This is a genomic window from Streptomyces kanasensis (assembly GCF_043077165.1).
Classification (GTDB): domain Bacteria; phylum Actinomycetota; class Actinomycetes; order Streptomycetales; family Streptomycetaceae; genus Streptomyces; species Streptomyces changanensis.
This window is the reverse complement of the sequence record NZ_JBIBSF010000001.1, coordinates 476548-498100: the sequence shown is the minus strand read 5'-3', so window position 1 is coordinate 498100 and position 21553 is coordinate 476548. Positions and strand designations below refer to the sequence as shown.

21 protein-coding genes are annotated in these 21553 nt (G+C 75.5%); 7 read left to right on the top strand and 14 right to left on the bottom strand.

Features of this window, described 5'->3' with window-relative positions; translation table 11 throughout:
- Window positions 1-158: 158 nt before the first annotated feature.
- Together ACF053_RS02165 and ACF053_RS02160 are read right to left on the bottom strand one after the other, a co-directional pair.
- Entirely contained in the window at window positions 159-332 is a 174-nt protein-coding gene (locus tag ACF053_RS02165; RefSeq protein WP_079046800.1) for a CsbD family protein, read from the bottom strand.
- Between the two features lie 16 nt (window positions 333-348).
- On the bottom strand, window positions 349-750 hold the full coding sequence (locus tag ACF053_RS02160; protein WP_391952015.1) for a hypothetical protein: 402 nt from the start codon (window positions 748-750) through the stop codon (window positions 349-351).
- A 313-nt stretch (window positions 751-1063) separates the two neighbouring features.
- Between ACF053_RS02160 and ACF053_RS02155 the strand changes: the two genes are divergently transcribed.
- From ACF053_RS02155 to ACF053_RS02145, 3 genes are all read left to right on the top strand, one after another.
- The gene (locus ACF053_RS02155) at window positions 1064-1525 is read left to right on the top strand and encodes a cupin domain-containing protein (protein WP_391952014.1); all 462 of its coding nucleotides are present in this window, start codon (window positions 1064-1066) and stop codon (window positions 1523-1525) included.
- 75 nt (window positions 1526-1600) lie between these two features.
- Window positions 1601-2587: an NAD-dependent epimerase/dehydratase family protein gene (locus tag ACF053_RS02150; RefSeq protein WP_391952013.1), complete on the top strand. Its 987-nt coding sequence runs from the start codon at window positions 1601-1603 to the stop codon at window positions 2585-2587.
- 207 nt (window positions 2588-2794) lie between these two features.
- Entirely contained in the window at window positions 2795-4033 is a 1239-nt protein-coding gene (locus ACF053_RS02145; RefSeq protein ID WP_391952012.1) for a DNA polymerase III subunit beta family protein, read from the top strand.
- Between the two features lie 166 nt (window positions 4034-4199).
- Here the strand turns inward: ACF053_RS02145 and ACF053_RS02140 are convergent, their stop codons facing one another.
- Window positions 4200-5549, bottom strand: a complete 1350-nt coding sequence (locus tag ACF053_RS02140) for a cytochrome P450 (RefSeq protein WP_391952011.1) — start codon at window positions 5547-5549, stop codon at window positions 4200-4202.
- A 237-nt stretch (window positions 5550-5786) separates the two neighbouring features.
- Between ACF053_RS02140 and ACF053_RS02135 the strand changes: the two genes are divergently transcribed.
- Both ACF053_RS02135 and ACF053_RS02130 read left to right on the top strand, forming a co-directional pair.
- Window positions 5787-7172 (top strand): cytochrome P450, encoded by a 1386-nt coding sequence (locus ACF053_RS02135; protein ID WP_391952010.1) that lies wholly within the window; start codon window positions 5787-5789, stop codon window positions 7170-7172.
- A 353-nt stretch (window positions 7173-7525) separates the two neighbouring features.
- A complete protein-coding gene (locus ACF053_RS02130) occupies window positions 7526-8635 on the top strand; it encodes a selina-4(15),7(11)-diene synthase (RefSeq protein ID WP_391952009.1) in 1110 nt (369 codons plus the stop codon).
- 211 nt (window positions 8636-8846) lie between these two features.
- On the opposite strand, the gene ACF053_RS02125 is transcribed toward ACF053_RS02130, so the two are convergent.
- The 3 genes from ACF053_RS02125 to ACF053_RS02115 form a co-directional block, all read right to left on the bottom strand.
- Window positions 8847-10100 (bottom strand): cytochrome P450, encoded by a 1254-nt coding sequence (locus ACF053_RS02125; protein ID WP_391952008.1) that lies wholly within the window; start codon window positions 10098-10100, stop codon window positions 8847-8849.
- 79 nt (window positions 10101-10179) lie between these two features.
- Window positions 10180-10749 (bottom strand): hemerythrin domain-containing protein, encoded by a 570-nt coding sequence (locus ACF053_RS02120; RefSeq protein ID WP_391952007.1) that lies wholly within the window; start codon window positions 10747-10749, stop codon window positions 10180-10182.
- 203 nt (window positions 10750-10952) lie between these two features.
- Complete coding sequence (locus ACF053_RS02115; protein WP_391952006.1) at window positions 10953-11429, bottom strand: VOC family protein; 477 nt, start codon at window positions 11427-11429, stop codon at window positions 10953-10955.
- A gap of 190 nt (window positions 11430-11619) precedes the next feature.
- On the opposite strand from ACF053_RS02115, the gene ACF053_RS02110 reads away from it, so the two are divergent.
- Window positions 11620-12336: a ribonuclease H family protein gene (locus ACF053_RS02110; RefSeq protein ID WP_391952005.1), complete on the top strand. Its 717-nt coding sequence runs from the start codon at window positions 11620-11622 to the stop codon at window positions 12334-12336.
- Between the two features lie 225 nt (window positions 12337-12561).
- Here the strand turns inward: ACF053_RS02110 and ACF053_RS02105 are convergent, their stop codons facing one another.
- From ACF053_RS02105 to ACF053_RS02085, 5 genes are all read right to left on the bottom strand, one after another.
- Window positions 12562-13215 carry a response regulator gene (locus ACF053_RS02105; RefSeq protein WP_391952004.1) on the bottom strand — a complete coding sequence of 218 codons (654 nt, stop codon included), beginning with the start codon at window positions 13213-13215 and terminating at the stop codon, window positions 12562-12564.
- The gene (locus ACF053_RS02100; protein WP_391952003.1) at window positions 13208-14575 is read right to left on the bottom strand and encodes a sensor histidine kinase; all 1368 of its coding nucleotides are present in this window, start codon (window positions 14573-14575) and stop codon (window positions 13208-13210) included. Before ACF053_RS02100 ends, ACF053_RS02105 begins: the two co-directional genes overlap by 8 nt.
- 29 nt (window positions 14576-14604) lie before the next feature.
- Window positions 14605-15411 carry an ABC transporter permease gene (locus ACF053_RS02095; RefSeq protein ID WP_391952002.1) on the bottom strand — a complete coding sequence of 269 codons (807 nt, stop codon included), beginning with the start codon at window positions 15409-15411 and terminating at the stop codon, window positions 14605-14607.
- Window positions 15408-16313, bottom strand: a complete 906-nt coding sequence (locus ACF053_RS02090; protein WP_391952001.1) for an ABC transporter ATP-binding protein — start codon at window positions 16311-16313, stop codon at window positions 15408-15410. Before ACF053_RS02090 ends, ACF053_RS02095 begins: the two co-directional genes overlap by 4 nt.
- Before the next feature lie 159 nt (window positions 16314-16472).
- The gene (locus tag ACF053_RS02085) at window positions 16473-16670 is read right to left on the bottom strand and encodes a hypothetical protein (protein WP_391952000.1); all 198 of its coding nucleotides are present in this window, start codon (window positions 16668-16670) and stop codon (window positions 16473-16475) included.
- Between the two features lie 163 nt (window positions 16671-16833).
- On the opposite strand from ACF053_RS02085, the gene ACF053_RS02080 reads away from it, so the two are divergent.
- Window positions 16834-17586, top strand: coding sequence for a MerR family transcriptional regulator (locus tag ACF053_RS02080; protein ID WP_391951999.1), 753 nt, complete (start codon window positions 16834-16836; stop codon window positions 17584-17586).
- A gap of 79 nt (window positions 17587-17665) precedes the next feature.
- Here the strand turns inward: ACF053_RS02080 and ACF053_RS02075 are convergent, their stop codons facing one another.
- The 3 genes from ACF053_RS02075 to ACF053_RS02065 all read right to left on the bottom strand — a co-directional run bounded on the left by ACF053_RS02075 (window position 17666) and on the right by ACF053_RS02065 (window position 20888).
- Complete coding sequence (locus tag ACF053_RS02075; protein WP_391951998.1) at window positions 17666-18055, bottom strand: ATP-binding protein; 390 nt, start codon at window positions 18053-18055, stop codon at window positions 17666-17668.
- 88 nt (window positions 18056-18143) lie between these two features.
- Window positions 18144-18521 carry an STAS domain-containing protein gene (locus ACF053_RS02070; protein WP_391951997.1) on the bottom strand — a complete coding sequence of 126 codons (378 nt, stop codon included), beginning with the start codon at window positions 18519-18521 and terminating at the stop codon, window positions 18144-18146.
- A gap of 735 nt (window positions 18522-19256) precedes the next feature.
- Complete coding sequence (locus ACF053_RS02065) at window positions 19257-20888, bottom strand: carboxylesterase/lipase family protein (protein ID WP_391951996.1); 1632 nt, start codon at window positions 20886-20888, stop codon at window positions 19257-19259.
- Between the last annotated feature and the right edge of the window lie 665 nt (window positions 20889-21553).

The following is a 21553-nucleotide window of genomic DNA, read 5'->3' as shown; positions in this document are numbered from 1 at the left end:
GCCCCTCTTTAACTCCGGCGCCCGGCGGGCCGGTCACACCGGGGTTTGGTGCTGCTCCCCGCCCCGCGGGTGTCGGGGGGGCCCGGGGTTGTTCCCCCCCGGGGGCCCGCCCCGTCCGGACGGTCAGCCGGGCCCCCACGGCCCGGGTCGGAACGTCCCTAGTGCTTGAACGTGTCCTTCAGCTTCTCGCCGGCCTGCTTGGCGTCGCCCTTGACCTGGTCCGCACGCCCCTCGGCCTCCAGGCGCTCGTTGCCCGTGGCCCTGCCCGCGGCCTCCTTGGCCTTGCCCTTCGCGCTCTGAGCGGCGTTCTCGGCCTTCTTGCCAGTGGTCATGTCCCACACCTCCTGCTCACGTGTCGGGGCCGCGCCCCACGTCCGGCGGGCGCGACGTCCCCTCACCGCTCCGGTTGCCCCCGATCCGCCGGTTCATCCGCCCATCCGTCCGCCGTGCCGGCGGGCTACCCGTTCCGGCCCCCGCCCAGTAGCGGCGGATCCGCTCCAGCCGACGCAGCAGCGCCCGCTCCCGCCACGCGTACTCGGCGCGCCCGATCCGGCCGGAGGCGAGGTCCCGGGCGAGGAGCGCCCGCCGCCGGGAGAGGCCACGGGCGTCGTACCGGGCGCCCCGCGCGAGTCGCAGGCCGTCCCGCGCGACGAGGACGGCCCGCCCCGCGGCCCGTACGGCGCCCCCCGCGACGTGCGTGACCCGGGCCGCGGCGAGCGACCCGAAGAGCGGCCGGGTGGTACGGCCCATGGCGACCTCGCTCCCACGGAGCCGTCCGACGGGGGGAATTCCACCGTAGCGCCGCCCCCACCCACCGGCCACGGAAGCCGACGGCGCCCCTGCCGGGCCCCACGGGACGCTGCCCGGCGGCGCGGATGTGCCAGGCGACCCGCCCCCGGCCGCCCCTGGCCGCCGCCGCCACCGCCGCTGCCGGACCGGGGGCGAGGCGCGTCGGGAGGCGGCCGCCGGCGGTGGCGTTCCCCGCACGCGGCTCGGCAGTGTCCCCGCCCGGCGCGGCGTCCCGGTCGTAGGCTGGCCGGACGGCGAGGAGAGGGAGGGAACCGTGCCGGACTGGAAACACCGCCTCGGGCTGGAGGCGCACCCCGAGGGCGGGTACTTCCAGCGGATCTACACCAGCCCGCACACCGCGCCGACGCCGTCCGGACCGCGTCCCGCGGCGACCGCGATCCACTACCTCCTCACGCGTGACGAGCCGCTCGGGCGCCTGCACCGCAACCGCAGCGACATCCTCCACTTCCTCGTCGACGGCGGCCCCGTCGAGTACGTGACCGTCACCCCGGACGGCGCCCTGGACAGGGTCACGCTGCGCGCCGGCGAACGGCACTTCCTCGTCGTCCCCGGGCAGGTGTGGAAGGGCTCCCGGCTCACCGGCGACGCCGCGCACGCGCTGGTGGCGGAGGTCGTCACGCCGGGCTTCGACTACGCCGACCACCGGTTCGCCGGTCCCGACGACTTCGCCGACCGGCCCGGGCTGCGCGAGGAACTCGCCCCGTTCCTGCCCTGAAGCCCCCGGGGAAGGCGCCGTCCGCCGGTGGCGAAACCGCCTGGCGCCCGGTACCCGGGGTGCTTGGGTGGCGTCATGGAGATCCTTGTGTTGGGTGGGACGGCCTGGCTGGGCCGTGAGGTGTCGCGGCAGGCGCTCGAGCGCGGTCACCGCGTGACGTGTCTGGCCCGCGGCGAGAGCGGCGAGGTCGTTCCGGGCGCGACGCTGGTGGCCGCCGACCGGCGGGCGCCCGGGGCGTACCGGCCGCTGGCGGACCGCACCTGGGACGCCGTCGTCGAGGTGTCCTGGCAGCCGGGCCTGGTGCGCGGGGCGCTGGACGCGCTCGGGGAGCGGGCCCGCCACTGGACGTACGTCTCGTCCGTGAGCGCGTACGCCACGCACGCCGAGCCGGGTGCGGACGAGTCGGCGCCGCTGCTCGACCCGACCGACCTCGACGAGGTCGACCGGTCCTCGTACGGCACGGCGAAGGCCGCCTGCGAGCAGGCGGCCCGCGCGGCGGTCGGCGACCGTCTGCTCGTCGCGCGCGCCGGCCTGATCGGCGGCCCCGGTGACCGGAGCGACCGGGCCGGCTACTGGGTGGCCCGCGCCGCGCGGGACCCGCGGGGCCCGCTGCTCGTACCGGCCGACCCCGCCCTGCCGACGCAGGTGGTCGACGTGCGCGACCTCGCCGGCTGGCTCCTCGACGCGGCGGCGGAGCGCACCACGGGCACGTACGACGCGGTCGGACCGGTCGTCCCGCTCGGGGAGTGGATCGACCTGTCCCGCACCCTCGGCGGGCACACCGGCCCGGTGGTGACCGCCGACTCGGCATGGCTGGTCGCGCAGGGCGTCGCCGGGTACATGGGCGCCGAGTCGCTGCCGATGTGGATGGTCGAGCCGGGGTGGGAGGGCTGGTCCGCCCGCGCCGGCGCGGCGGCCCGCGCGGCCGGGCTCCGGCACCGGGCCCGGGCCGAGCTGCTCGCCGACACGCTCCGCTGGGAGCGCGAGCTGGGACTGGACCGCGAGCGGCGCGCCGGGCTGAGCCCCGAGCGGGAACGCGCCCTCCTCGCGGCCCTCGACTGAACCCCGGCACGGGGAGCGGCGGCGGACGGGAGGCGGCGGGCGGGGGAGCGGCGGGCGGGGGAGCGGCGGCGGACGCAGGGCGGCGGGGGAGCGGACCCGCCCGGCGGGCGGCCGGTGCCGGCTCCGGGGGGGCGCCTCGCCCGCGCGGCCGGACCGTCCCGGGTCCGGTTTGACCTTCAAGCCGCTTGAACGCCCACAATCGCCGGCATGGACGACAGCGACGAGCTGATGGGTATCGGCGCCTTCGCGCGCCGCGTCGGGCTGGCCCCGAGCGCCCTGCGCTTCTACGACGACTGCGGGGTCCTCCCGCCGGCCCGCGTGGACGGAGTCACCGGCTACCGGTACTACGCCCCCCACCAGCGGGAACGGGCCCTGCTGATGCGGCGGCTGAGGGAGGCGGGGATGCCGCTGACCGACGCCGCCGTCGTCCTGGACGGAAGCCCCGAGGAGGCCCGGACGATCCTGCGCGAGCACGCGCGGAAGGCGCGGGACACGGCCGACGCGGCCCGGTCGCTCCTCGACGACGTCCTGCGCGCGCTGCCCGGCGGCGTCACCCGGACCGTGGCGCGGCTCGGCGGGGCGGAACTGGCCAGCGCGGTACGGCAGGTCGCCCCCGCAACGGCGTCCGCGTCCGGGCGCGAGGAGTTCCCCGTGCTGGGCTGCGTCCTGGTCGAGGTCGACCACGACGAGGTGCGGCTGGTGGCGACGGACCGCTACCGGATCTCGGTACGCGCCCTGCGTCCGCGCGGCGTCGAGGGGGTTCCGTGCCGGGTCCTGATCGACGAGGGGCAGGCGCGGGAACTCGCTTCCTGGGCCCTGGGCCGGCCCGAGGTGTCCCTGGAGACCGACGGGCGGGGCGTACGGCTCGTCGACGGCGGAGCGGCCCTGCCCGTGCGGGCCGCCGAGGGGACCTTCCCCGACTACCGCCCGGTCCTGGACGCGCTGCCCGCCGCGCCCCACCGGGTCATCACCGATCGGGCGGCCCTGCGCGCGGCGGTCGCGGTCGCCGGGGGAGCCGCTCCGGGCACGCCCCTGACGCTCCGCGCCGGGGCCGGGCGGTTGACGCCGGTGTGGCGGGGGACGACCGGCGCCGCGCTGCCGGCCGTCGGCCACGGGGGCCCGGTGGAGGTGGCCTTCGACCCGGCGGCCCTCCTCCCGGCTCTCGACGCCGGGGTCGGGCCGGACGTGCTGCTGGAGATCACCGCCCCCGACCGGCCGGTCGTCGTCCGCTCCGCCGACCAGGGCAGCTTCACCACCCTCGTCATGCCCGTGGCTGCCGTCGCCCCCGAAGCGAACGCCGTCGAAGCCACGACCGCCGAAGCCGCCAGCGGCGGAGCCATCACCCCCACGGCCACAGCGCCCACGGCCACAGCGCCCACGGCCACAGCCCCCACCACCACAGCGCCCACGACCGTCGCGGGGACCACCGCCCGTACCGCCGGATGACCACCACCGAGAGGACGGAGGACACACCCATGGACCCGGAGGACCCGGACGCCCCGCTTCCTGGGGCAGCCGCGCGGCGCCCCGTCGGCGCCGCGCTGCCGAGAGTGGGTCTCGTCCCGGTGATCGCCGGCTCGGCGCCGACGACGGCCTTCCCCGTGCCGGACGCTCAGCCGCGAGGGTGCACGACCATCGGGAGGCGATCGGGGTGCACCACGGCGGAGGCCACTTCCCTGGGGGTGTGGCCGGGCGCGGGTGAGAGCTGCCAGCGCTGGAGGACGGTGGCGATGGCGATGGGCGCCTCGGTCCAGACGAACTGGTCGGCGATGCACTTGCGGTTGCCGGCCCCGAAGGGGACGAAGTGGTGCCGCGCGATGGCCGCGCGCCGCTCGGGGAGCCACCGGTCGGGGTCGAAGAGGTCGGGGTGCTCGTAGACGGCGGGGTCGCGGTGCAGGGCGTAGAGGCTGAAGGCGACCTCGGTGCCGGGGGGCAGTTCGTGGCTGCCCAGGCGGACCGGAGCGGTGGTGCGCCGCATCAGCAGGGGGACGCCGTGCAGGCGCAGGACCTCGTCGAGTGCCCGTCGGATGGCGGGCAGGCGCGGCACGTCCGCGACGGTGACCGCCCGGTCGCCGACCACGTCGCGGATCTCCGCGGCGATCTGCTCCTCGACATCGGGTCGGCCCGCCAGCTCGTGGAAGACCCAGGCGAGGGCGGTGGCGGTGGTTTCGGCGCCGGCGAACATGATGGTCGACAGTTCGTCTCTGACCTCGGTGTCGGTCAGTCCGGTGCCGCTGTCGGCGTCCTGCGCGGCCAGGAGCAGGGTGAGCAGGTCGGACCGGTCGCGTGGGCCGGTCGTCCGGGCGTGTGCGACGACGTCGTCGATCACGGCCCGCAACTGGGCGGCGGCCGCGTCGAATTCCCGGTTGGCGCGGATCGGGAGCCGGTCGAGGGCCTTCGGTGACACGGCCCGCATGAGCAGGGTCTTCAGGAGGACGGGCAGGTTGGTGCGTACGGCCTCCACGGCCGGCAGGCCGATGTCCGTGCTGAAGAGGGTGGCGGCCAGCGTCTCGATCGAGTAGTCGGCCATGGCCTGCTCGATGTCGACGACCTGGCCCGGCGTCCAGGAGTCGGCCATGGCCTCGGCCTGGCGGCTCATCATGGCCGAGTAGTCGGCGATCCGGTCCGCGGAGAACATCGGCTGGACCATCCGCCGGTGGCGGCGGTGGGTCTCACCGTCGGCGTTGGCCAGGCCGTTCCCCGCGAGCGGCCGCAGCCGGTCGAAGAAGCGGCCCTTCTCGAAGCTGCGGGCCTGGGCGACGGTGATCTCGTGGACGAGGTCGTGCGAGGTGGCCACGTAGATCGGCATCAGTCCGAGGTCCACGCGGACGAGGTCGCCGTGGGTGCGCAGCGAGGTGACGAAGCCCAGGGGATCGCGCCACAGGCTCAGCGCGTGCCCGAGCAGGGGTATCGACCCGGGAACCCGCGGGGGCGAAGTCGAACCCGACCGGTCATCTGTCACGGCATTTCCTCACTCGCGTACCAGGGTTGCGCTCTCGGTGATCAGCCGCCATCTCACCATGGGCCGACCGGTCCGCGCGAGAGCGCCGTGCCTGGTCAACGCCCCCTGGGCGCGCGTGCGGTGGGGGTGACGGCGGCTATGCTGCCCACGTCCCTCCTGCTGAGGACTGATCGATTCCGCGTCGTCGTAGGGCCGGGGCGTCGTTGACCGTATGCAGTCGCCCCTCCGGAGGGCCTTGTGACCACACCGACAGACGGCACCGCGATACCTGCCGATGCTCCGCCGCCGCAGTGCCCCGCGCACGCCGGCATGCGCGCCGCACGGCAGCCGATGTACGGGCCGGAGGCCGCCACACCGTACGCCCTGTACGAGCGGATGCGCCGTGAGCACGGCCAGGTGGCGCCGGTACTGCTGCCCGGTGACGTACCGGCCTGGTTCGTGCTCGGGCACCGCGAGAACCTCGACGTCATGCGCACGCCGGCGTCGTGGTCGTGCGACTCGCGCAACTGGAACGTCCGGCTGCCGCCGGACTCCCCGCTGTTGCCGCTCACCGCCTGGCAGCCGCTGCTGGTCTTCGCTGACGGACAGGAGCACGCACGGCTGCGCGAGGCCGTGGTGGACAGCCTGGGGAAGATCGACCGGCACTCCATCCGCCGCTACGTGGTGCGTTACGCGAACCAGCTGATCGACTCGTTCGCGCACACCGGCCGCGCCGATCTCGTCACCGACTTCGCCGAGAAGCTGTCCGCCCTGGTCATGGCCCGTCACATGGGGGTGCGCGAATCCGACGCCCTGCCCCTGGGTGCTGCGGTGCGCGACATGGTCAAGGGCAGCGAGACGGCGCTGCAGAGCAACGACCTGCTCGTGTCGATCATGTCGGACCTGGTGGAGCGGAAGAAGGCCGACCCCGGCCCCGACCTCGCGAGCCACTTCCTCGACCACGAGTCGAACCTGAGCGACCAGGAGGTCATGGAGCACCTGCGGCACGCCATCGTGGCCGCGCACGAGAACACGACCAACCTGATGGCGAACGCGCTGCTGATGGTGCTGACCGACCGGCGCTTCCGCGCGAGCCTGTCGGGCGGGTCCCTCACCCTGCCCGACGCGCTCGAGCAGGTCATGTGGGACGCCCCGCCCCTGTCGGTCGGCGCGTTCCGGTTCGCGCGGCGCGACATCGAGCTCGGTGGTCAGCTGGTGCGTGCCGGGGACATGGTGCTGCTGGGCCTGGCGGCCGGCAACGCCGATCCGAAGATCCGGCCGGACCTGCATCTCCCGGCGCCCGGCAACCGGTCCCACCTGGCGTTCAGCGCCGGGCCGCACGAGTGCCCCGGCCAGGACATCGGCCGTGCCATCTCCGAGACCGCCATCGACACCCTGCTGACGCGGCTTCCCGACCTCGACCTGGCCGTGGCCGAGTCGGAACTCGACTTCAGCACCTCCCTGGTCTCCACCCGACTGAACAGTGTGCCGGTGCGGTTCGCCCCCCGGCGCGGCAGGCCCGCGGCCCAGGAGTCACCCACGCAGGCGCAGCCGCTGCCCGCGGTCGCCTCGCCGGCTGCGGAGCCTGCCGCCGCGGCTCCGGCGCGCCGGTCGTGGTGGCAGCGGTTCCTCGGGCGACGGTGAAACGGCGCCGGGCCCGAACCGCGTGTGTGGTTCGGGCCCGGTCGCGTACGGCGGCCGCGCCCGCCCGCGGCGCTGCGGCAGCGGTCACCGGGTGCCCCTCCGCGCCGATCGCCGCGGGGGCGGCACCCGCGCGGGTGGGCGGACGGGGACAGCGGGCTGTGGCCGGCACCCACCCCACCGTTCCCGCCGGACGGGCACTCGTCCGATCACTCGGGGAACCCCGCCGCGGCCGGTCTTGGAGAGCTGACCTCCCATCAGTACGATGCGCCTAGTCAATTACTCAACGTAAGACTCTGGCCATGGTCCGTGTGTGCAGCTGCGTCCGCGTACCAACGAGCTGAAAGGGGACCAGGGTGCCCTCACCCCTGGTGATTCCGCCGACGTACGCACCCATCCCGTCCGCGATCCACCCGAGCCACGCCGCCATAGACAAGCAGACGGCGGCCTGGGCCGATCAGTTCGACCTCGGGTCACCGCAGTGGCGGAGCAGGCTCGCCACCCAGGACATCGGCGCCTTCGCCGCGCGGATCCTCCCCGAGGGCCAGGAGGAGGTCGTCGCCGTCCTCTCCGACTTCGTCATCTGGCTGTTCGCCGTGGACGACGGCTACTGCGAGGAAGGCCACCTGGCCGACAAGCCCTACGAGTTGGCCGCGGTGCTGCACCGCCTGCTGCGCGTGGCCCAGAATCCGCAGACACCGATGCTCGCCGGCGACCCGCTGGCCGAGGGGCTGCGCGACCTGACGCTGCGGGTGTCCCGCTGGGGGACGGCCCTGCAGGTCGGGCGATGGGTGGACACGCTGCGCGAATACTTCTTCGCCGTGGTCTGGGAGGCCGAGCAGCGCGCCGCGAACCGGGTGCCCACCCTGAACGACTACACGCTGATGCGCCTCTACGACGGCGCGACCTCCGTCGTGCAGCCGTTCCTGGAGATGGGGTACGGGTACGAGCTCCAGCCCCATGAGCGGGACAGCCCGGCGCTGCGGGCCGCTGCCGAGATGACCTCGTTCATCACGACGTGGGACAACGACATCTACTCGCACCACAAGGAGAGCCGCGGGACGGGCTACTACCTGAACAGCGTGCGCGTACTGATGCACGAGTACGACCTCGGCCCCGAGGCGGCCCTGACCACGGCCGTCGCCCAACGGGACCGTGTGATGTGCTTGTTCCTGAGCCTGCGCGCGAAACTGGAGGACCAAGGGAGCCCGCAGATGCGGCAGTACCTGCGCAGCCTCGCCGCCTTCATCCGGGCCACCCAGGACTGGAGCATCACCTCCCTGCGCTACACCACGCCGGACGACCCCGCCGACCTTCCCCAGGCGTTCACCGACCGCCCGACCGACGACAGCACCGAGCCGCTGGACATCGCGTCCATCTCCTGGTGGTGGGACCTGGTGCCCGCGTCCCGCACGGACCCGCTGGGCGGACGGTTCTCGGGCACCGGTCACGCCCGCCCCGTGTGATCCACTGTCGCGGCGCCCGGCAGCACGGCCGCCGAGCGCCGTCGGCGCGCTCGGCGGCGGGTGCCGACGGAGCCACTCGCCGCCGACCGGTGCCCCAGGCGAGCAGCAGCGCCTCACAGCTCCTCAGCCCCGGCCCATCGGCCCCCCGATGGTGGGCCGCCTGAGCGCAGCGGCCCGGTGTGTGCCCGGCGGCCGCGTCAGGGCAGGCGCCTCATCCGGCGGCCGCCGGGGGCACGACCATGCGAAAGCCGCTGCGCGGGCGGGTCGGGACGCGACGCAGCGGGATCCGCAGGTCCTGCTCCGGGACGGTGTACTCCAGCCGGGCAAGGCGGACGGCGAACGCTTCGAGCAGCGCGATCGTGAAGGCCTCGCCGGGGCAGCGGTGGCCGCTCGACGGGTCGCCGCCGCCCTGCGGCACCAGCTCGTCCCGCTCGACGGGCTGCTCCAGGAACCGCTCGGGGCGGAAGGCGTACGGGTCCGTCCAGAGCGCGTCGTCGTGGTCCTGCCCGTACAGGTCGAGCACCACGAGGCCGCCCGCCGGCACGTGCCGGCCCCGCCACGTCAGGTCGGTGGCCGCCCGGCCGCCGGTGAACGGCGCGAACGGGTAGAAGCGGCGCACCTCGTGGGCGAACGCGGCGGTGCGGGCGGCGTCGCCGTCCCGCAGCCACGCCCGGTGGGAGGGCCGGCGGTGCAGTGCGTGGGCGGCGAAGGTGACGAACCAGGCGACGGCCACGGTCGGCCGGAGCATGTTGAGCACCTCGACGGCGGCGGTCCGCGCGTCCAGGGGCCGCCCGTCCGCGTCGACGTGGCGCGCCACCACGTCGACGGCGCTGCCCTCGGGCACCTCCGTCCGGCCCCCGCGCACGTCGTCCACGAGCCCGGCGATCCACGCCTCGCACCGCCGGCGCGCGGCGCGGGCGCGCCAGTGCCGCGGCCCCATGGTCGCGAAGCCGTCGACCAGGGAGACCAGGTCGCGGGCGACTGCCGCCGGGTCGCGCGAGCCGAGCGGCACGCCGGCCCAGCCGCAGACGCCGACGGTCAGCACACGGGCGGCCTCGTCGAACAACACCACACCCTCCGGCCGGCCGCGCCAGCTCCCGACGGCGTCGTCCCAGGCGGCGGTGGTCCGCTCCACCAGGTCCGCGACCTGCGCGGGAGGCGTGAGCAGCGCCAGGAACATCGCCTTGCGGACGCGGTGGGCCTCCCCGTCCAGCGTGTGGACCGCCCCGTGCCCGAAGAGCGTCGAGAGCACCGGGCCCGGGAGCGCGCCCTCGCGCCGCACGTGACGTTCGTCGTAGAAGAAGCGGACCGCCTCGGGGCCCCGCACGGCGAGCGCGGGGCGTCCCATGAGCCGCGTGCGGACCACGTCGTCCGGCGCGGCGCGCATCCGGTCGGGGAGCCAGGCGTAGCCGGCCGTCAGCAGCGGCGCCGTGCGGTCGACCAGGTGTTCTCGATCAAGAAACATGTGCCACGGTTGCCCGGTTTGTCGGAAACGGAAACTGCTCCGGGCCGGGTGACGCCCGTCACGCCACCCGTCCGCCGGTTCAGCCCTGCCGCTGGTGGCCGCGGCCGCTGAGGGCGTCGCGCACGCGGTCGACCATCCCCATGCCGGGCGCGAGGAGCCGGTTGGCGGGCGGTGTGTCCGGCGCGGCCGGGTGGGGCCGCGTCGGGGCGCTCTCCTTGGCGGCCCGGACCCGCGCGCCCAGCACGTCGAGCGCCTCCCCGGAGCAGGACTCCGCCAGGAGGGGGAACAGGTGGTTCTCCTCGTCGGCCACGTGCGCGGTGACCGACGCCTTCAGCTCGTCGACGAGGGCGTCGAAGCGGTCGTCGTCGGGCCGGCAGTCCTCCAGGTCCTTGAGCAGGCGCTCGATCCGGCCGTGGTCGGCGATCTCCTTGTCGGCGAGGTCGTCGCCGTCGTCCACGTAGCGGCGCACCGTCGGGTACAGGTGCTCCTCCTCCGCGACGGCGTGGCGGACCAGTTCCCTGGTCAGCTCGTCGGCCAGCTCGCGCCGCCCCGGGTCGCCCGGCGGCATGGCCTGGATGCGGGCGAAGAGCTCGTCCACCTCGCGGTGGTCAGCGGTCAGCTCCTGGATGACGTTCCCGCCGTGTCCCATGATCGGTCCTCTCCGTAGCCCGTGGCTGTTCGATCGACGTCGGTGACGAAGCCCCACCGGTCAGATCCCACGTGGCGTGCCGGAAGCAACCCGGCGCCCCCGCTATCACTCAGGCGGCGGGCGGCCGCCCGCCGCGTCACGGGCGCCGGCACCGCCGCCGCCGACGGGCGCCGCGTGCGCCCGCCCGTCCCCGACCGCTCGTCTCAGGCGCCGTCCCCCGCGGAGCCCGCGGCCCGCGCGGCGCGCCGCTCCAACTCGTCCGCCGGGACGTCCTCCACGTGCGTGGCCACGCTCCAGCGGTGGCCGAACGGGTCCTCGAACTGCCCGCTCCGGTCCCCGTAGAACTCGTCCTTGGGAGCGCGCAGTTCCGTCGCGCCCCGGGCGAGGGCCTCGGCGAAGACGGCGTCGACCTCCTCGACGTACACGTGCAGGAGCACGGGCGTGCCGCCCACCGTGCCCGGGGCGAGGAACCCCATCTCCGGGAACTCGTCCGCGAGCATGATCACGGAGTCACCGAGCACCAGCTCCGCGTGGCCGACCCGGCCGTCCGGTCCGGTCATCCGCATGCGCTCCTCGGCGCCGAGCACCGTGCGGTAGAAGTCGATCGCCGCCGCAGCCCCGTCGACGGCGAGGTAGGGGGTGACGCGGGGGTGGTCCTGGGGGATGGGGGTGGCGCTCACCGGACTCCGCCTCTCGCTCGGTGTCGGCGGCCACCGGCGGCGGCCGCGCCCCCCGGACCATCGTAGGGCGGTCCTGTCGGCGATGTCGGTCATGGAGGTCCCGGCAGGTGGGCCGGGGTGGTGGGGCCGGGCGGTCCGCCCGGCCCTCCGGCGGTCGGGACCGCCTCCGCGGGTAGGGCATGATCGAGGGATGTCTGATCGCATCATCGCCGCCTGCGACGGGGCGGCCAAGGGGAATCCGGGCCCCGCCGCCTGGGCGTGGGTCATCGCCGACACCGAGGGCCGCCCCCAACGCTGGGAGGCCGGACCCCTCGGCCGCGCCACGAACAACGTGGGGGAGCTGACCGCCCTGGAGCGCCTCCTGGAGGCCGTGGCCCCCGGGACCGCGCTCCAGGTGCGCATGGACTCGCAGTACGCCATGAAGGCCGTCACGCAGTGGCTGCCCAACTGGAAGCGCAACGGCTGGCGGACGGCGGCCGGCAAGCCCGTCGCCAACCAGGAGCTGGTGCAGCGCATCGACGCGCTCCTCGCCGAGCGGGACGTCGAGTTCCGCTACGTCCCCGCCCACCGCGAGGACGGAGATCTGCTCAACGCCATCGCCGACCAGGCCGCGAGCGACGCCGCCGTCGGTCAGCAGGCGGCGGGCACCGCGTTCGGCGCGGTCGACATGCCCGTACCGGCGCCGCAGCGCAGCGCGCCCGCCGGCCGCAAGCCCGCCGGCGCGCGCCGGGCCGGCGGGGCGGGGGCCGGGACCGGGGGCGCTACGGCGTCCAGGGCGCGGACCATCAAGGCGAAGTTCCGCGGCACCTGTCCCTGCGGGAAGCCGTACGCCGCCGGGGAGTCGATCGCGAAGCTCGGCACGCGCTGGGGCCACCCCGGCTGCGACGCCGCCGCGGCGACGGTCTGAACCCACCCCGGGCGCGGCGGGGCCCGGCGCGGCCGGCCCGGCCGGTCCCGGGGTGGGCCGCGCGGAGCGGGTCGGCCCGGCGGGGCGCGCGGGGCGGCGCGTCGGTCCGGCCGGCGGTGCGTCGGTCCGGCGCGGCGGCGCGTCGGTCCGGCCGGGAGGCCGGGGGAGGCGGGTTCGGTCGGCCGGAAGTCGGCGGCGCGTCGGTCCGGCAGTGCGGGGAGGCGGTCAGTCGGACGTGCGGGTGCCGCCGAGGATGCCCTGGTCGTAGCCGGTCGCGACCGCCGCGGCCCGGTCCCGGACGCCCAGCTTGCCGTAGATGTGGGTGAGGTGCGTCTTGACCGTGGCCTCGCTGATGAAGAGCTCGGCCGCTATGGCGCGGTTGGACGTGCCGCGCGCGACGAGGGAGAGGATCTCCCGTTCCCGTGCCGACAGGGCCCCGTCGGCGGGCGGGGCCGGCGAGCGCACGGCGCTGACGAGTCGGGAGGCGACGGCCGGTGACAGCACCGTGCGGCCGGCCGCCGCGGCCCGCACGGCGGCGAACAGCTCCTCGCGGGGCGCGTCCTTGAGCAGGTAACCCGTCGCCCCCGCCTCGATCGCGGGCAGGGTGTCCGTGTCGGTGTCGTACGTCGTGAGCACGAGGACCCGGGAACGGGCGCCGCGCCGCGCCAGCTCGGCGATGGCGTCGACGCCGCCGCCCCCGGGCATCCGCAGGTCCATCAGGACGACGTCGGGGTCGAGGCGCACGGCGAGGCCGACGGCCTCGACCCCGCCGGACGCCTCGCCGAGCACGGCGAAGCCCGGATCCGCGGCGAACATGCCGCGCAGGCCGTCCCGTACGACGGGATGGTCGTCGACGATCAGCAGGGTGATCTCAGTCATGGCGGACCAACGGTACGCGGGCGGAGATCGCCGTGCCCTCGCCGGGTGCCGACTCCACCGTGACCCGGCCGGCCAGACGCGCCGCGCGGGCCCGCATGCCGTCGAGCCCGAACCCCCCGCCGTGGCCGGAACCGCCGCCCCCCGGGCCCCCGCCCGGCCCGGGGGTCCCGCCCGCGCCGCTGTCGCCGCCGGCACGGGCACCGGCGGGGTGGAGGTACCGGGCGGGCCGGGCGGCGGGATCGAAACCGATCCCGTCGTCGCGGACGTCGAGGGTGACCTCGTCGCCCATGTACGACAGGGTGACGCCGGCCCGGGTGGCGCCGGAGTGCCGCTCGGCGTTGGCGAGGGCCTCCTGGGCGATCCGCAGCAGCGTGGCGGCGACCTCGTCGTGGAGGGGCTCCTCGGTGCCGGTGACCGTGAACACCGCCGCGACGCCGGTACGCGCCGACCAGTCGGCGACGGTCTTCCGCATGGCCTCCGGCAGCGCGTCGTGCTCCAGCGCGACAGGCCCGAGGTCCTGCACGGAGCGGCGCGCCTCGCCGAGGCTGTGCCGGGCGAGGTCGGCGGCGCGCGACAGGTGGGTGCGGGTCCGCTCCGGGTCGGTGCCGGCCGTGGCCGCCTGGAGCTGCGTGATGATCCCGGTGAGTCCCTGGGCGATGGTGTCGTGGATCTCGGCGGCGAGCCGGCGCCGCTCGTCGGCGACGCCCGCCTCCCGGGCCTGCACCAGGAGTTGCGCGTGCAGCGCGGCGTTCTCGGCGAGGGCCTGTTCGAGGCGGGCGTTCGCCTCGGCCAGTTCCGTGATGGTGGCGGTGCGCTCCGCGGCCCGCTCGGCCTCCTTCTCGGACAGGTGCGAGAAGACCAGGGTGAGGCAGGCGTTGAGGACGAACAGCGCCCCGAAGGCGGCCCACTGGAGCGGGGAGGACGGCGGCAGGCCGCCTGACTGCGACCCGGCCATGGTGACCGCGACGCCGAGCAGCCCGGCCCGCACCACGGCGGGTCGCGGCGGAAGGAGGTGCACCGCGTCGAAGTAGCCCACGCAGGCGTAGACCGCGAAGAAGGGGTTGAGCCAGGTGAGGGCGAAGCCTAGGAGCGTGCGCACCACGAAGTACACGGCGGAGGCGGGGCCCGGGGCACCCGGGACGAGACCGTCCGGCGCCCCGTCCCGGGCGGCCCGCTGGAGACCGGTCCACCAGACCTGCAGGGCCAGCGCCGCGGCGGCGAGGGGAACGGCCGCGGTCGCCTCCCACCGGTCCATGACCTCCTCCGCCGAGGCGGCCGCCAGGAGGGCCGCGATGAGCAGGAGCAGGTACGGGCCCCAGTGGAAGAACCGCCGCCAGTGCTCCTCGACCGTCGTCGCCATGCCCCACCCCCGTGGCGCGCGGCGCGCCGTCACTCCCAGCGGAACCAGCGGACCGCAGCGGCCGCCAGCACGACCGTCCAGAGCAGCACCACCCCGAGGGACAGCCACCCGGGCCACGCGCCGCCCGCCGCCGCGTCGAGCGCGTCGGAGGCGGCGCCGAACGGACTGAACCGGACGACCTCGCGCAGCGTATCGGGCATGGCCTGGACCGGCACCCAGACGCCGGCGGTGAACATCGTCGGGAAGAAGACGGCCGAGCCGACCGCGGTGGCGATCTTCTGGGTGCGGGAGACGGCGCAGACCGCGGCGCCGAGCGCGAGCCCCCCGGCGGTGGCGAGGAGCAGGGCGAGGGCGTACCCGGGGGCGTTGCTCGGCAGCGGTACGCCGAAGGCGAGCCGCCCGACGACGAGCACCAGGAGCGCGGAGACCAGGGCGGCCGCCGCGTGCAGGGCCAGCTGGGCGGTGAGCAGGGCCGCGGGTCGGACCGGCGTGGCGGACATCCTCCGCAGGATGCCGCGTTCGCGGTAACCGGCGAGGACCGGTGGCATGGCCTGGAGTCCCGACATGATCAGGGCGAAGAGGACCGAGACGGGGACGTAGAGGTCGATCACGCGGCGACCGCCCAGTTCGGGGGAGGGCTCCCCGAAGGAGGGGATGAGGCCGATGATCACCAGGAGGACGGTGGGGGAGACCATCACCCAGAACAGCGACCCGGGTTCGCGGGTGAACAGCCGGGCCTCGGTGCGCAGCACGGCGCGGGCGGCGGTCGGTCCGGCGGCCGGTGGCGCAGGGGACGTCGGGTTGGTGGGGATGCTGGGTGCGCTCGGGGCGGTCATGAGAGGTCGGCTCCCGTGAGGTCGAGGTAGGCGTCGTCGAGGGTGGCGTCACCCACGCGCAGTCCGCGGGCGGTGACCGCGCTGCGGGCGAGCAGGGCGACGAACGCGTCGACGGTGGCGTCCGTCCCGGTGACGACGGTGCGGCCCTCCGCCGTCGTCACCTGGGCGGCGCCGGGCAGGGCCCGCAGGGCGCCCGGTTCGAGCGGGGTGTCGGCGGCGAAGGAGATCACCCGCGAGGCGGCCGTGCGGCCGACGAGCGCCGCCGGGGTGTCGAGGGCGGTGACCCGCCCCCGGTCGATGAGGGCGATCCGGTCGCAGAGCCGCTGGGCCTCCTCCATGGCGTGGGTGACGAGGACGACCGTGACGCCCCGGGCCCGGATCTCCTCGATGAGGGCCCAGGTGTCGCGCCGGGCGCGCGGGTCGAGGCCGGTGGTCAGTTCGTCGAGGACGACCGCGCGCGGGTCGCCCACGAGGGCGAGGGCGATGGCCAGGCGCTGCTTCTGGCCGCCGGAGAGCGCGGCGTAGCGGGTGCGCAAGCGGTCCTGGAGGCCCAGCCGTTCGACGAGGACCCGCCAGTCCGCGGGCCGCTCGTAGAAGGAGGCGAAGAGCTCCAGTGCCTCGCGGACGGTCAGTTTGGGCTGGAGCTCGCTCTGCTGGAGCTGCACGCCCAGCACGCGGGTGACGTCCGCGTGCCGGGTGGCGGGGTCGAACCCCGCCACCCGCACCGACCCGGCGTCGGGGGCGCGCAGTCCGGCCACGCACTCCACGGTGGTGGTCTTGCCCGCCCCGTTCGGTCCCAGGATCCCGAAGACCTCCCCCTCGTCGACGTGGAAGGACACGCCGTCGACGGCCTTCCGTCCCCCGTAGGCCTTGTGCAGGTCCCGTACTTCGATCATCGGCATGGTCCGAGGTTCGCCCACGGGGCGACCGGGCGGCATCGGCCGATGCGCTCGACCCGGGGTCCACCGATCGGATGATGGCGGGCGTCGACCGGAGGAGGGTCGGGCGGCGGGAGGAGGGGTGATCGGACCGCGGAGGGGGTGTTCAGCCGGGGGGAGCGGTCAGGCCGCTTCGCCGGCGACGATGCGCCACTGCCCCACCTCCCGGTAGTCGGAGTCGTGGACGGGTGAACCGTCGCCGGGCTCCAACGCGTAGTGGTGCAGGTTCCCGCCCCAGTACCGCAGCACGCGGCCCAGTTCGCGCGCCCTGTCCTCGGCCGACTTCCCCTCGTCGACGGTGACTTCGAGAAGGAACTTCACGTCTGTGTCGCCTCCCATGCACGGGTCAACCGAGCCCGGCCGTCCGGCCGCCGCTCGTCCGTCTCCATTGTTTCATTCATGTCCTATGAGAGGCTTTCACGGCCACCTCGCCTGGTGGGTGCGGTGAATAGTCCGGAAAGTCTCAACTGGTGGTGAGAGCGGGATGATGTCGGCGACGGGACGGCACGGCGGGGACCGGGAAGGGCGCTGGCGGGCCGCCGACCTCGCCCGCACGGCGGGCGTCTCCGTCCAGCAACTCCGCAACTACGTGGCGGCGGGCGTCCTGCCGCCCGTGGGCCGCACCGAGAGCGGCTACCGCGTCTACACCGGCGCCCACGCCCAGGCCCTCACCGCCGCCCGGGACATGGCGGCCGGCCACGGTTGGGCGACCGCCCGCGCCGTCATGCGGGCCGTCCACGAGGGCGACCTCGACACCGCCCTGGCGGCCCTCGACGAGAGCCACGCCCGTCTCGACCTGGAGCGCGGCGAGCTGGCCGCCGTACGCGACGCGCTGGAGACCGTCCTGGCCCACGGGGCGCCGCCCCCGCCCCCGTCCCGGCGCGGCCTGCGCATCGGTCAGGTCGCGGGTGCCGTGGGTGTCCGCCCTCCGGTGCTGCGCCTGTGGGAGGAGCGGGGCCTGCTGAGACCGGACCGCGACCCGGCCACGGGGTACCGCGTCTACTCGCGGGGAGAGCTGCGCGCCGCCCACGTCGTGGCGCTGCTCCGGCGGGGTCACCACCCGCTTGCCGCCGTCCGCGCGGTCCTGGACGAGCTGCGCACGACGGGCGACCCCGGCCGTGTCCGCGCGGAGCTGGACCGGCGGGAGCGGGATCTGAGCCGGCGCAGCCTCCACCGGCTCCGCGCCTCGGCGGCGCTGCACGCCTATCTGGAGTACCTGGGCCACTCCGGCCCGTGATCGCACGCCGCCCGGCGGCCTGCGGGCCCCGGGCCCGGGCGGCCGCTCTCCGCGGACGCGGAGGGCCGCCCCGGCGCCGTCAGTGCGAGCGGATGACCGCGGTGATCGTCTTGCCGTCGGTGGAGGGCACGACGGTGACGCGTGTGCTGAGCCGCCGGATGAGGGGCCAGCCGTAGCCGCCCGGGGTGGCCGGGTGGTGGCGGGGGATGGTGGTGGGCGGTGTCGGGCAACGGTCGCTCACGCTGATGTGGACCGTGTCCGCGTCGCGCTCGGCGGCGAAGGCGGTGATGCCGCCTCCGTGGCGCAGCGCGTTCGTGACGAGTTCGGACGTCACCAGCAGGATGTCGTCGACCACCCTCTCGGGCGGCGGCGGGCCGGTGGCGGCGAGGAGGTGGCGTACCTGGTCACGGGCCGCGGCCGCGGTGGCCGGCCACCGCGTGTGGCCGGTCATCGTGTCGTGGGTCGTCATGTTCACCTCCTTCACTCCTACTGTCCGGTCTACCGTCTCTCGCGTGTCGCTCATGTCCGTTTGCCCGGGTTTGGCGGACCGGACACGCTCATCCTTCCGTCGGACCATCACTCGACACCCCACGGGCCGCGGAGAGGGCGGCGGTGACCGTGCCGGCGAGGATGAAGGAACCGGCCGTACCGGTGACCTCCAGCAGCCGGACGACGCACGCGGCCGGCTGCGCCAGCACGAGCCGCGCACCCGCCTCCAGGTGGCGCGCCCGCGCCTGGAGGAGGGCGTGCAGGAACGCCGAGTCGGCGAACCGCACCTGCGACAGGTCGAGGACGGTGGCCGTGGTGCCGCCCCCCTCCCGGGGGTCGAACGCGCGGACGAGTCGCTCGACGGTGTCGAAGTCGAACTCGCCGGCGACGCGTACGACGCGGACCTCGCCGGTCACGGTCGTCAGGACTTCCGGGTCTTCGCTCACCGCGGCATTGTCGCAGCCCCTCCGTCCGCGGCGCACGGGGGTGGACGACTGCCCCGACGGGCGCCACGAGCGGTCCGCCGCCGATGACGCCTGGTAGTCCTGTGTGGCCTTTCGGCGTCGGCGGGCCGCACGCGCTGTGCAGATGCCCCGCCGGCCGCGGGTCCGGCGGGCTTTCACCCGGAAGCGCTTTCCGGAAACGCAAACCTCGCGCACACCGTGGGCGCCTCCTGGATGAGCGCGCCCTACCCCGCACTCGTCGCCGACTCCACCGGCGGCGTGGTGCGGACGAAGGACGCCGCGGCCGCGCTCTTCCCCGAGGCGGTCACCGGTGCCTGGATCGACGACACGCTGCCGTCGTGGCTCGCCGACGCGCACCGCGGCCTCGCCCATGGCCAGGACGACGACGCCGGGCCCGGCGCCGCGGGCCGCCCCGTCCGGGGCTGCCACGACGGTCTCTCCCTGGAGGCTCACCCGACCGTCGGCGCGGACGGCGACGTCGTGTGGTGGCTGGTCGACGACACCGACCGGTCCCTGGCCGAGCGGGCGCTCCACCACGAGCAGCAGCGGACCGCGTTCCTCGCCCACGCCTCCACCCAGCTGCCGGCCTCCCTGAACGTCGAACGCTGCACCGCCCCGGTCCCGTCGCCGGGGGCGGGGTCCCGGCGCACGCCCGACCACCGCAGTCCACCCAGGGCCGATCGGGGCGGGCTCGCGGTGCCCGGCCCGCTCCGGACGTCAGGGGAGCCGGCTCCAGAAGTCGAGGCGGTGCTCGCGGTGGTAGTCGACCGGCCCGATCCGGCCGGGCGCCAGGGACTGGGTGTACGCCGGCCGGTCACCCGGCCGGTACGGGCGCCAGGCGGGCCGGCCGGGACCGTTCGGGTCGCCCGTCCGCGCGAACGCCGCCCAGTAGTCCGCCATCGTGGCGGCCAGCCGCCGCTGCGCCGGAGTGAACAGCGGCTCCGCCTTGTCGTCCTCGAAGAGGTACGGCAGGTCGCCGGCGTGATACGCCCCGAAGTCGAACCCGTCCGGCAGCGGCAGGAACATCGGGGCGTCGCGGTCGGCGAACTCGTACGCGTACACCGGCGCCCGCCGGGCCAGGGCCTCGTGTTGCGCGTGGGTGCCGCGGGCCCACATGCGGTCGGTCACCACCGTCGCCCAGGCGAGCCCCGGCGAGGGGAAGGACGCGAGCGGGTACGCGGCGGCGACGCGCCGCGCGTGCGGCCCGAACGCGGTGCGCAGGGCCCGGTCGTAGTCCGCCCCCGTGAACGGGCGGCCCACCGCGTCGTACAGCAGACCGACGAACGTGCGGTGCTCGTCGCGCGTCGCCCCGGAGAGCACCGGCACCCGGTGGGAGCGGCCGACCCGCAGCGCGTCGGGAGGGAGCTCCGGGAGGGTGGCGCCGCCGACCGCGAACGCCTGGTGGGCGTTCATGATGTGCGGCACCTCCAGGATCCGCTTCACCGGCAGCGCGCGCAGGCAGTCGAGCGTGCGCCGGGGATCGGCGTGACGGCAGCCGAGCGGGGCGGTCGTCTCGGTCGTGACGTCCTCCAGCTCCCGGACGGACCGCCAGACGTACCACGGGTAACCGGGGACGCCGGGGCCCATCGTCCCGGCCGGCATGTCCATCATGCCCTCGCCGCTCGCCATGACCGCCCGGTCGAACAAGCCCCGCGCGCCGGGCGAGGTGAGGTGCCCGGCGATGGCGGCCGCCCCGAAGGAGACGCCCGCGACCGTCACGTTCCGCGGGTCGCCACCGAACGCGGCGGCGTTGCGCCGCACCCAGGCCATCGCCGCCTGCTGGTCCTGGAGCCCGAACGCGCCGGACCCTTCGAGCCCCGGCAACGCCAGTCCGCCGAAGACGCCCATGCGGTAGTTGACCGTCACCACGAGCACGCCGCGCTCGGCGAGTCGGCGGCCGTCGAAGAAGGCCCCGCCGCCCACCGCGCCGTCGCCGTGGATCCACACCAGTACCGGAGCGGGCCCGCGCGTCCCGCGGGGCGGCGTCGTCACGTTCAGGACGAGGCAGTCCTCCTCCTCGCTGGCGATCGGCGCGTACGCGGACGGCACCTGCGGGCACAGCGGACCGGGCCGCGTCGCGTCGCGGACACCGGACCACGGGACGGCCGGGCGGGGTGGCGCCCACCGGTGGGCGCCGGTGGGCGGGCCCGCGTAGGGGATGCCGTAGTACAGCGTGTGCTCACCGGAGCGGACGCCCCGCACCTTCCCCGACTCCGTCCGGACGGTGTCCCGCCCGGGGTCCGTGCCCGCGGCGGACGGTGCCTGGAGCACCGTGACCGCCGCCACCAGCGCGGCAACCGCCACCGCCACCCGCCGGCGGCTTCCGCCGCCTCCGGTCCTGCCGCGCATCGCCTCGTCCTTCCGCCCGGTCGTGCACGTCGCGCACCGACGCTTCCGGCGGATGTGTTCCACGGATCGCGGCCGGCGCACCACCCGCCGCCCCCGGCCGGCCGCACGGCGCGGTCCGGTCCGGTCCGGTCCGACGCAGGATCGATCCGGACCGACCCTGCCCGTCCCGGCGCTCGGCCCGCCTGCCGGAGCCGATCCGTCCCGGCGCTCGGTCCGCGACCAGGGCCGCCCCGGTCTGGTGCTCGGCCCGGGCCGCCCCGGCGCCCGACCGGGCCCAGGTCGTACCGCCGCTGCCGCGTGGGGCCGTGCTCTCGCCACCGTGTGGGGGCGCTGTGTCCGGTCGCATGGCGGCGCGTGCCGCATTGCCGTGTCCGGCACACTGTTCCGACCGGAGAAGAGCGGTGCCCGCGGCAATCCCGTTGACCGTCCCTCACCTGATCGACACGCTGAACGGATGGGGCCGGGGCCGCCGACGCCCCGGCGCTCGCGTTCTCCGGGGCACCAGACCGGCGCCGCGGCGGCCCGGCCGCGCGGCGGCACCGGGAGATACGACCGCACCGGCACGCCGGTGATCCGGCGACGCGTCCCGGCCCGGGGCGGGCGCCGCGGCGTACATCACCGGGAGGGACGGCTCCTCTTCCTGCAGGAGGTCGGCTCCGCCCGGC

What these genes read in the sequence shown, in the direction of transcription:
- ACF053_RS02090 (WP_391952001.1), bottom strand. Translation starts at nt 16,313, where the DNA reads ATGCCGATGATCGAAGTACGGGACCTGCACAAGGCCTACGGGGGACGG.
- ACF053_RS02165 (WP_079046800.1), bottom strand. Translation starts at nt 332, where the DNA reads ATGACCACTGGCAAGAAGGCCGAGAACGCCGCTCAGAGCGCGAAGGGC.
- ACF053_RS02125 (WP_391952008.1), bottom strand. Translation starts at nt 10,100, where the DNA reads ATGTTTCTTGATCGAGAACACCTGGTCGACCGCACGGCGCCGCTGCTG.
- ACF053_RS02075 (WP_391951998.1), bottom strand. Translation starts at nt 18,055, where the DNA reads ATGACGACCCACGACACGATGACCGGCCACACGCGGTGGCCGGCCACC.
- ACF053_RS02095 (WP_391952002.1), bottom strand. Translation starts at nt 15,411, where the DNA reads ATGACCGCCCCGAGCGCACCCAGCATCCCCACCAACCCGACGTCCCCT.
- ACF053_RS02160 (WP_391952015.1), bottom strand. Translation starts at nt 750, where the DNA reads ATGGGCCGTACCACCCGGCCGCTCTTCGGGTCGCTCGCCGCGGCCCGG.
- ACF053_RS02100 (WP_391952003.1), bottom strand. Translation starts at nt 14,575, where the DNA reads ATGGCGACGACGGTCGAGGAGCACTGGCGGCGGTTCTTCCACTGGGGC.
- ACF053_RS02150 (WP_391952013.1), top strand. Translation starts at nt 1,601, where the DNA reads ATGGAGATCCTTGTGTTGGGTGGGACGGCCTGGCTGGGCCGTGAGGTG.
- ACF053_RS02120 (WP_391952007.1), bottom strand. Translation starts at nt 10,749, where the DNA reads ATGGGACACGGCGGGAACGTCATCCAGGAGCTGACCGCTGACCACCGC.
- ACF053_RS02110 (WP_391952005.1), top strand. Translation starts at nt 11,620, where the DNA reads ATGTCTGATCGCATCATCGCCGCCTGCGACGGGGCGGCCAAGGGGAAT.
- ACF053_RS02145 (WP_391952012.1), top strand. Translation starts at nt 2,795, where the DNA reads ATGGACGACAGCGACGAGCTGATGGGTATCGGCGCCTTCGCGCGCCGC.
- ACF053_RS02105 (WP_391952004.1), bottom strand. Translation starts at nt 13,215, where the DNA reads ATGACTGAGATCACCCTGCTGATCGTCGACGACCATCCCGTCGTACGG.
- ACF053_RS02080 (WP_391951999.1), top strand. Translation starts at nt 16,834, where the DNA reads ATGATGTCGGCGACGGGACGGCACGGCGGGGACCGGGAAGGGCGCTGG.
- ACF053_RS02065 (WP_391951996.1), bottom strand. Translation starts at nt 20,888, where the DNA reads ATGCGCGGCAGGACCGGAGGCGGCGGAAGCCGCCGGCGGGTGGCGGTG.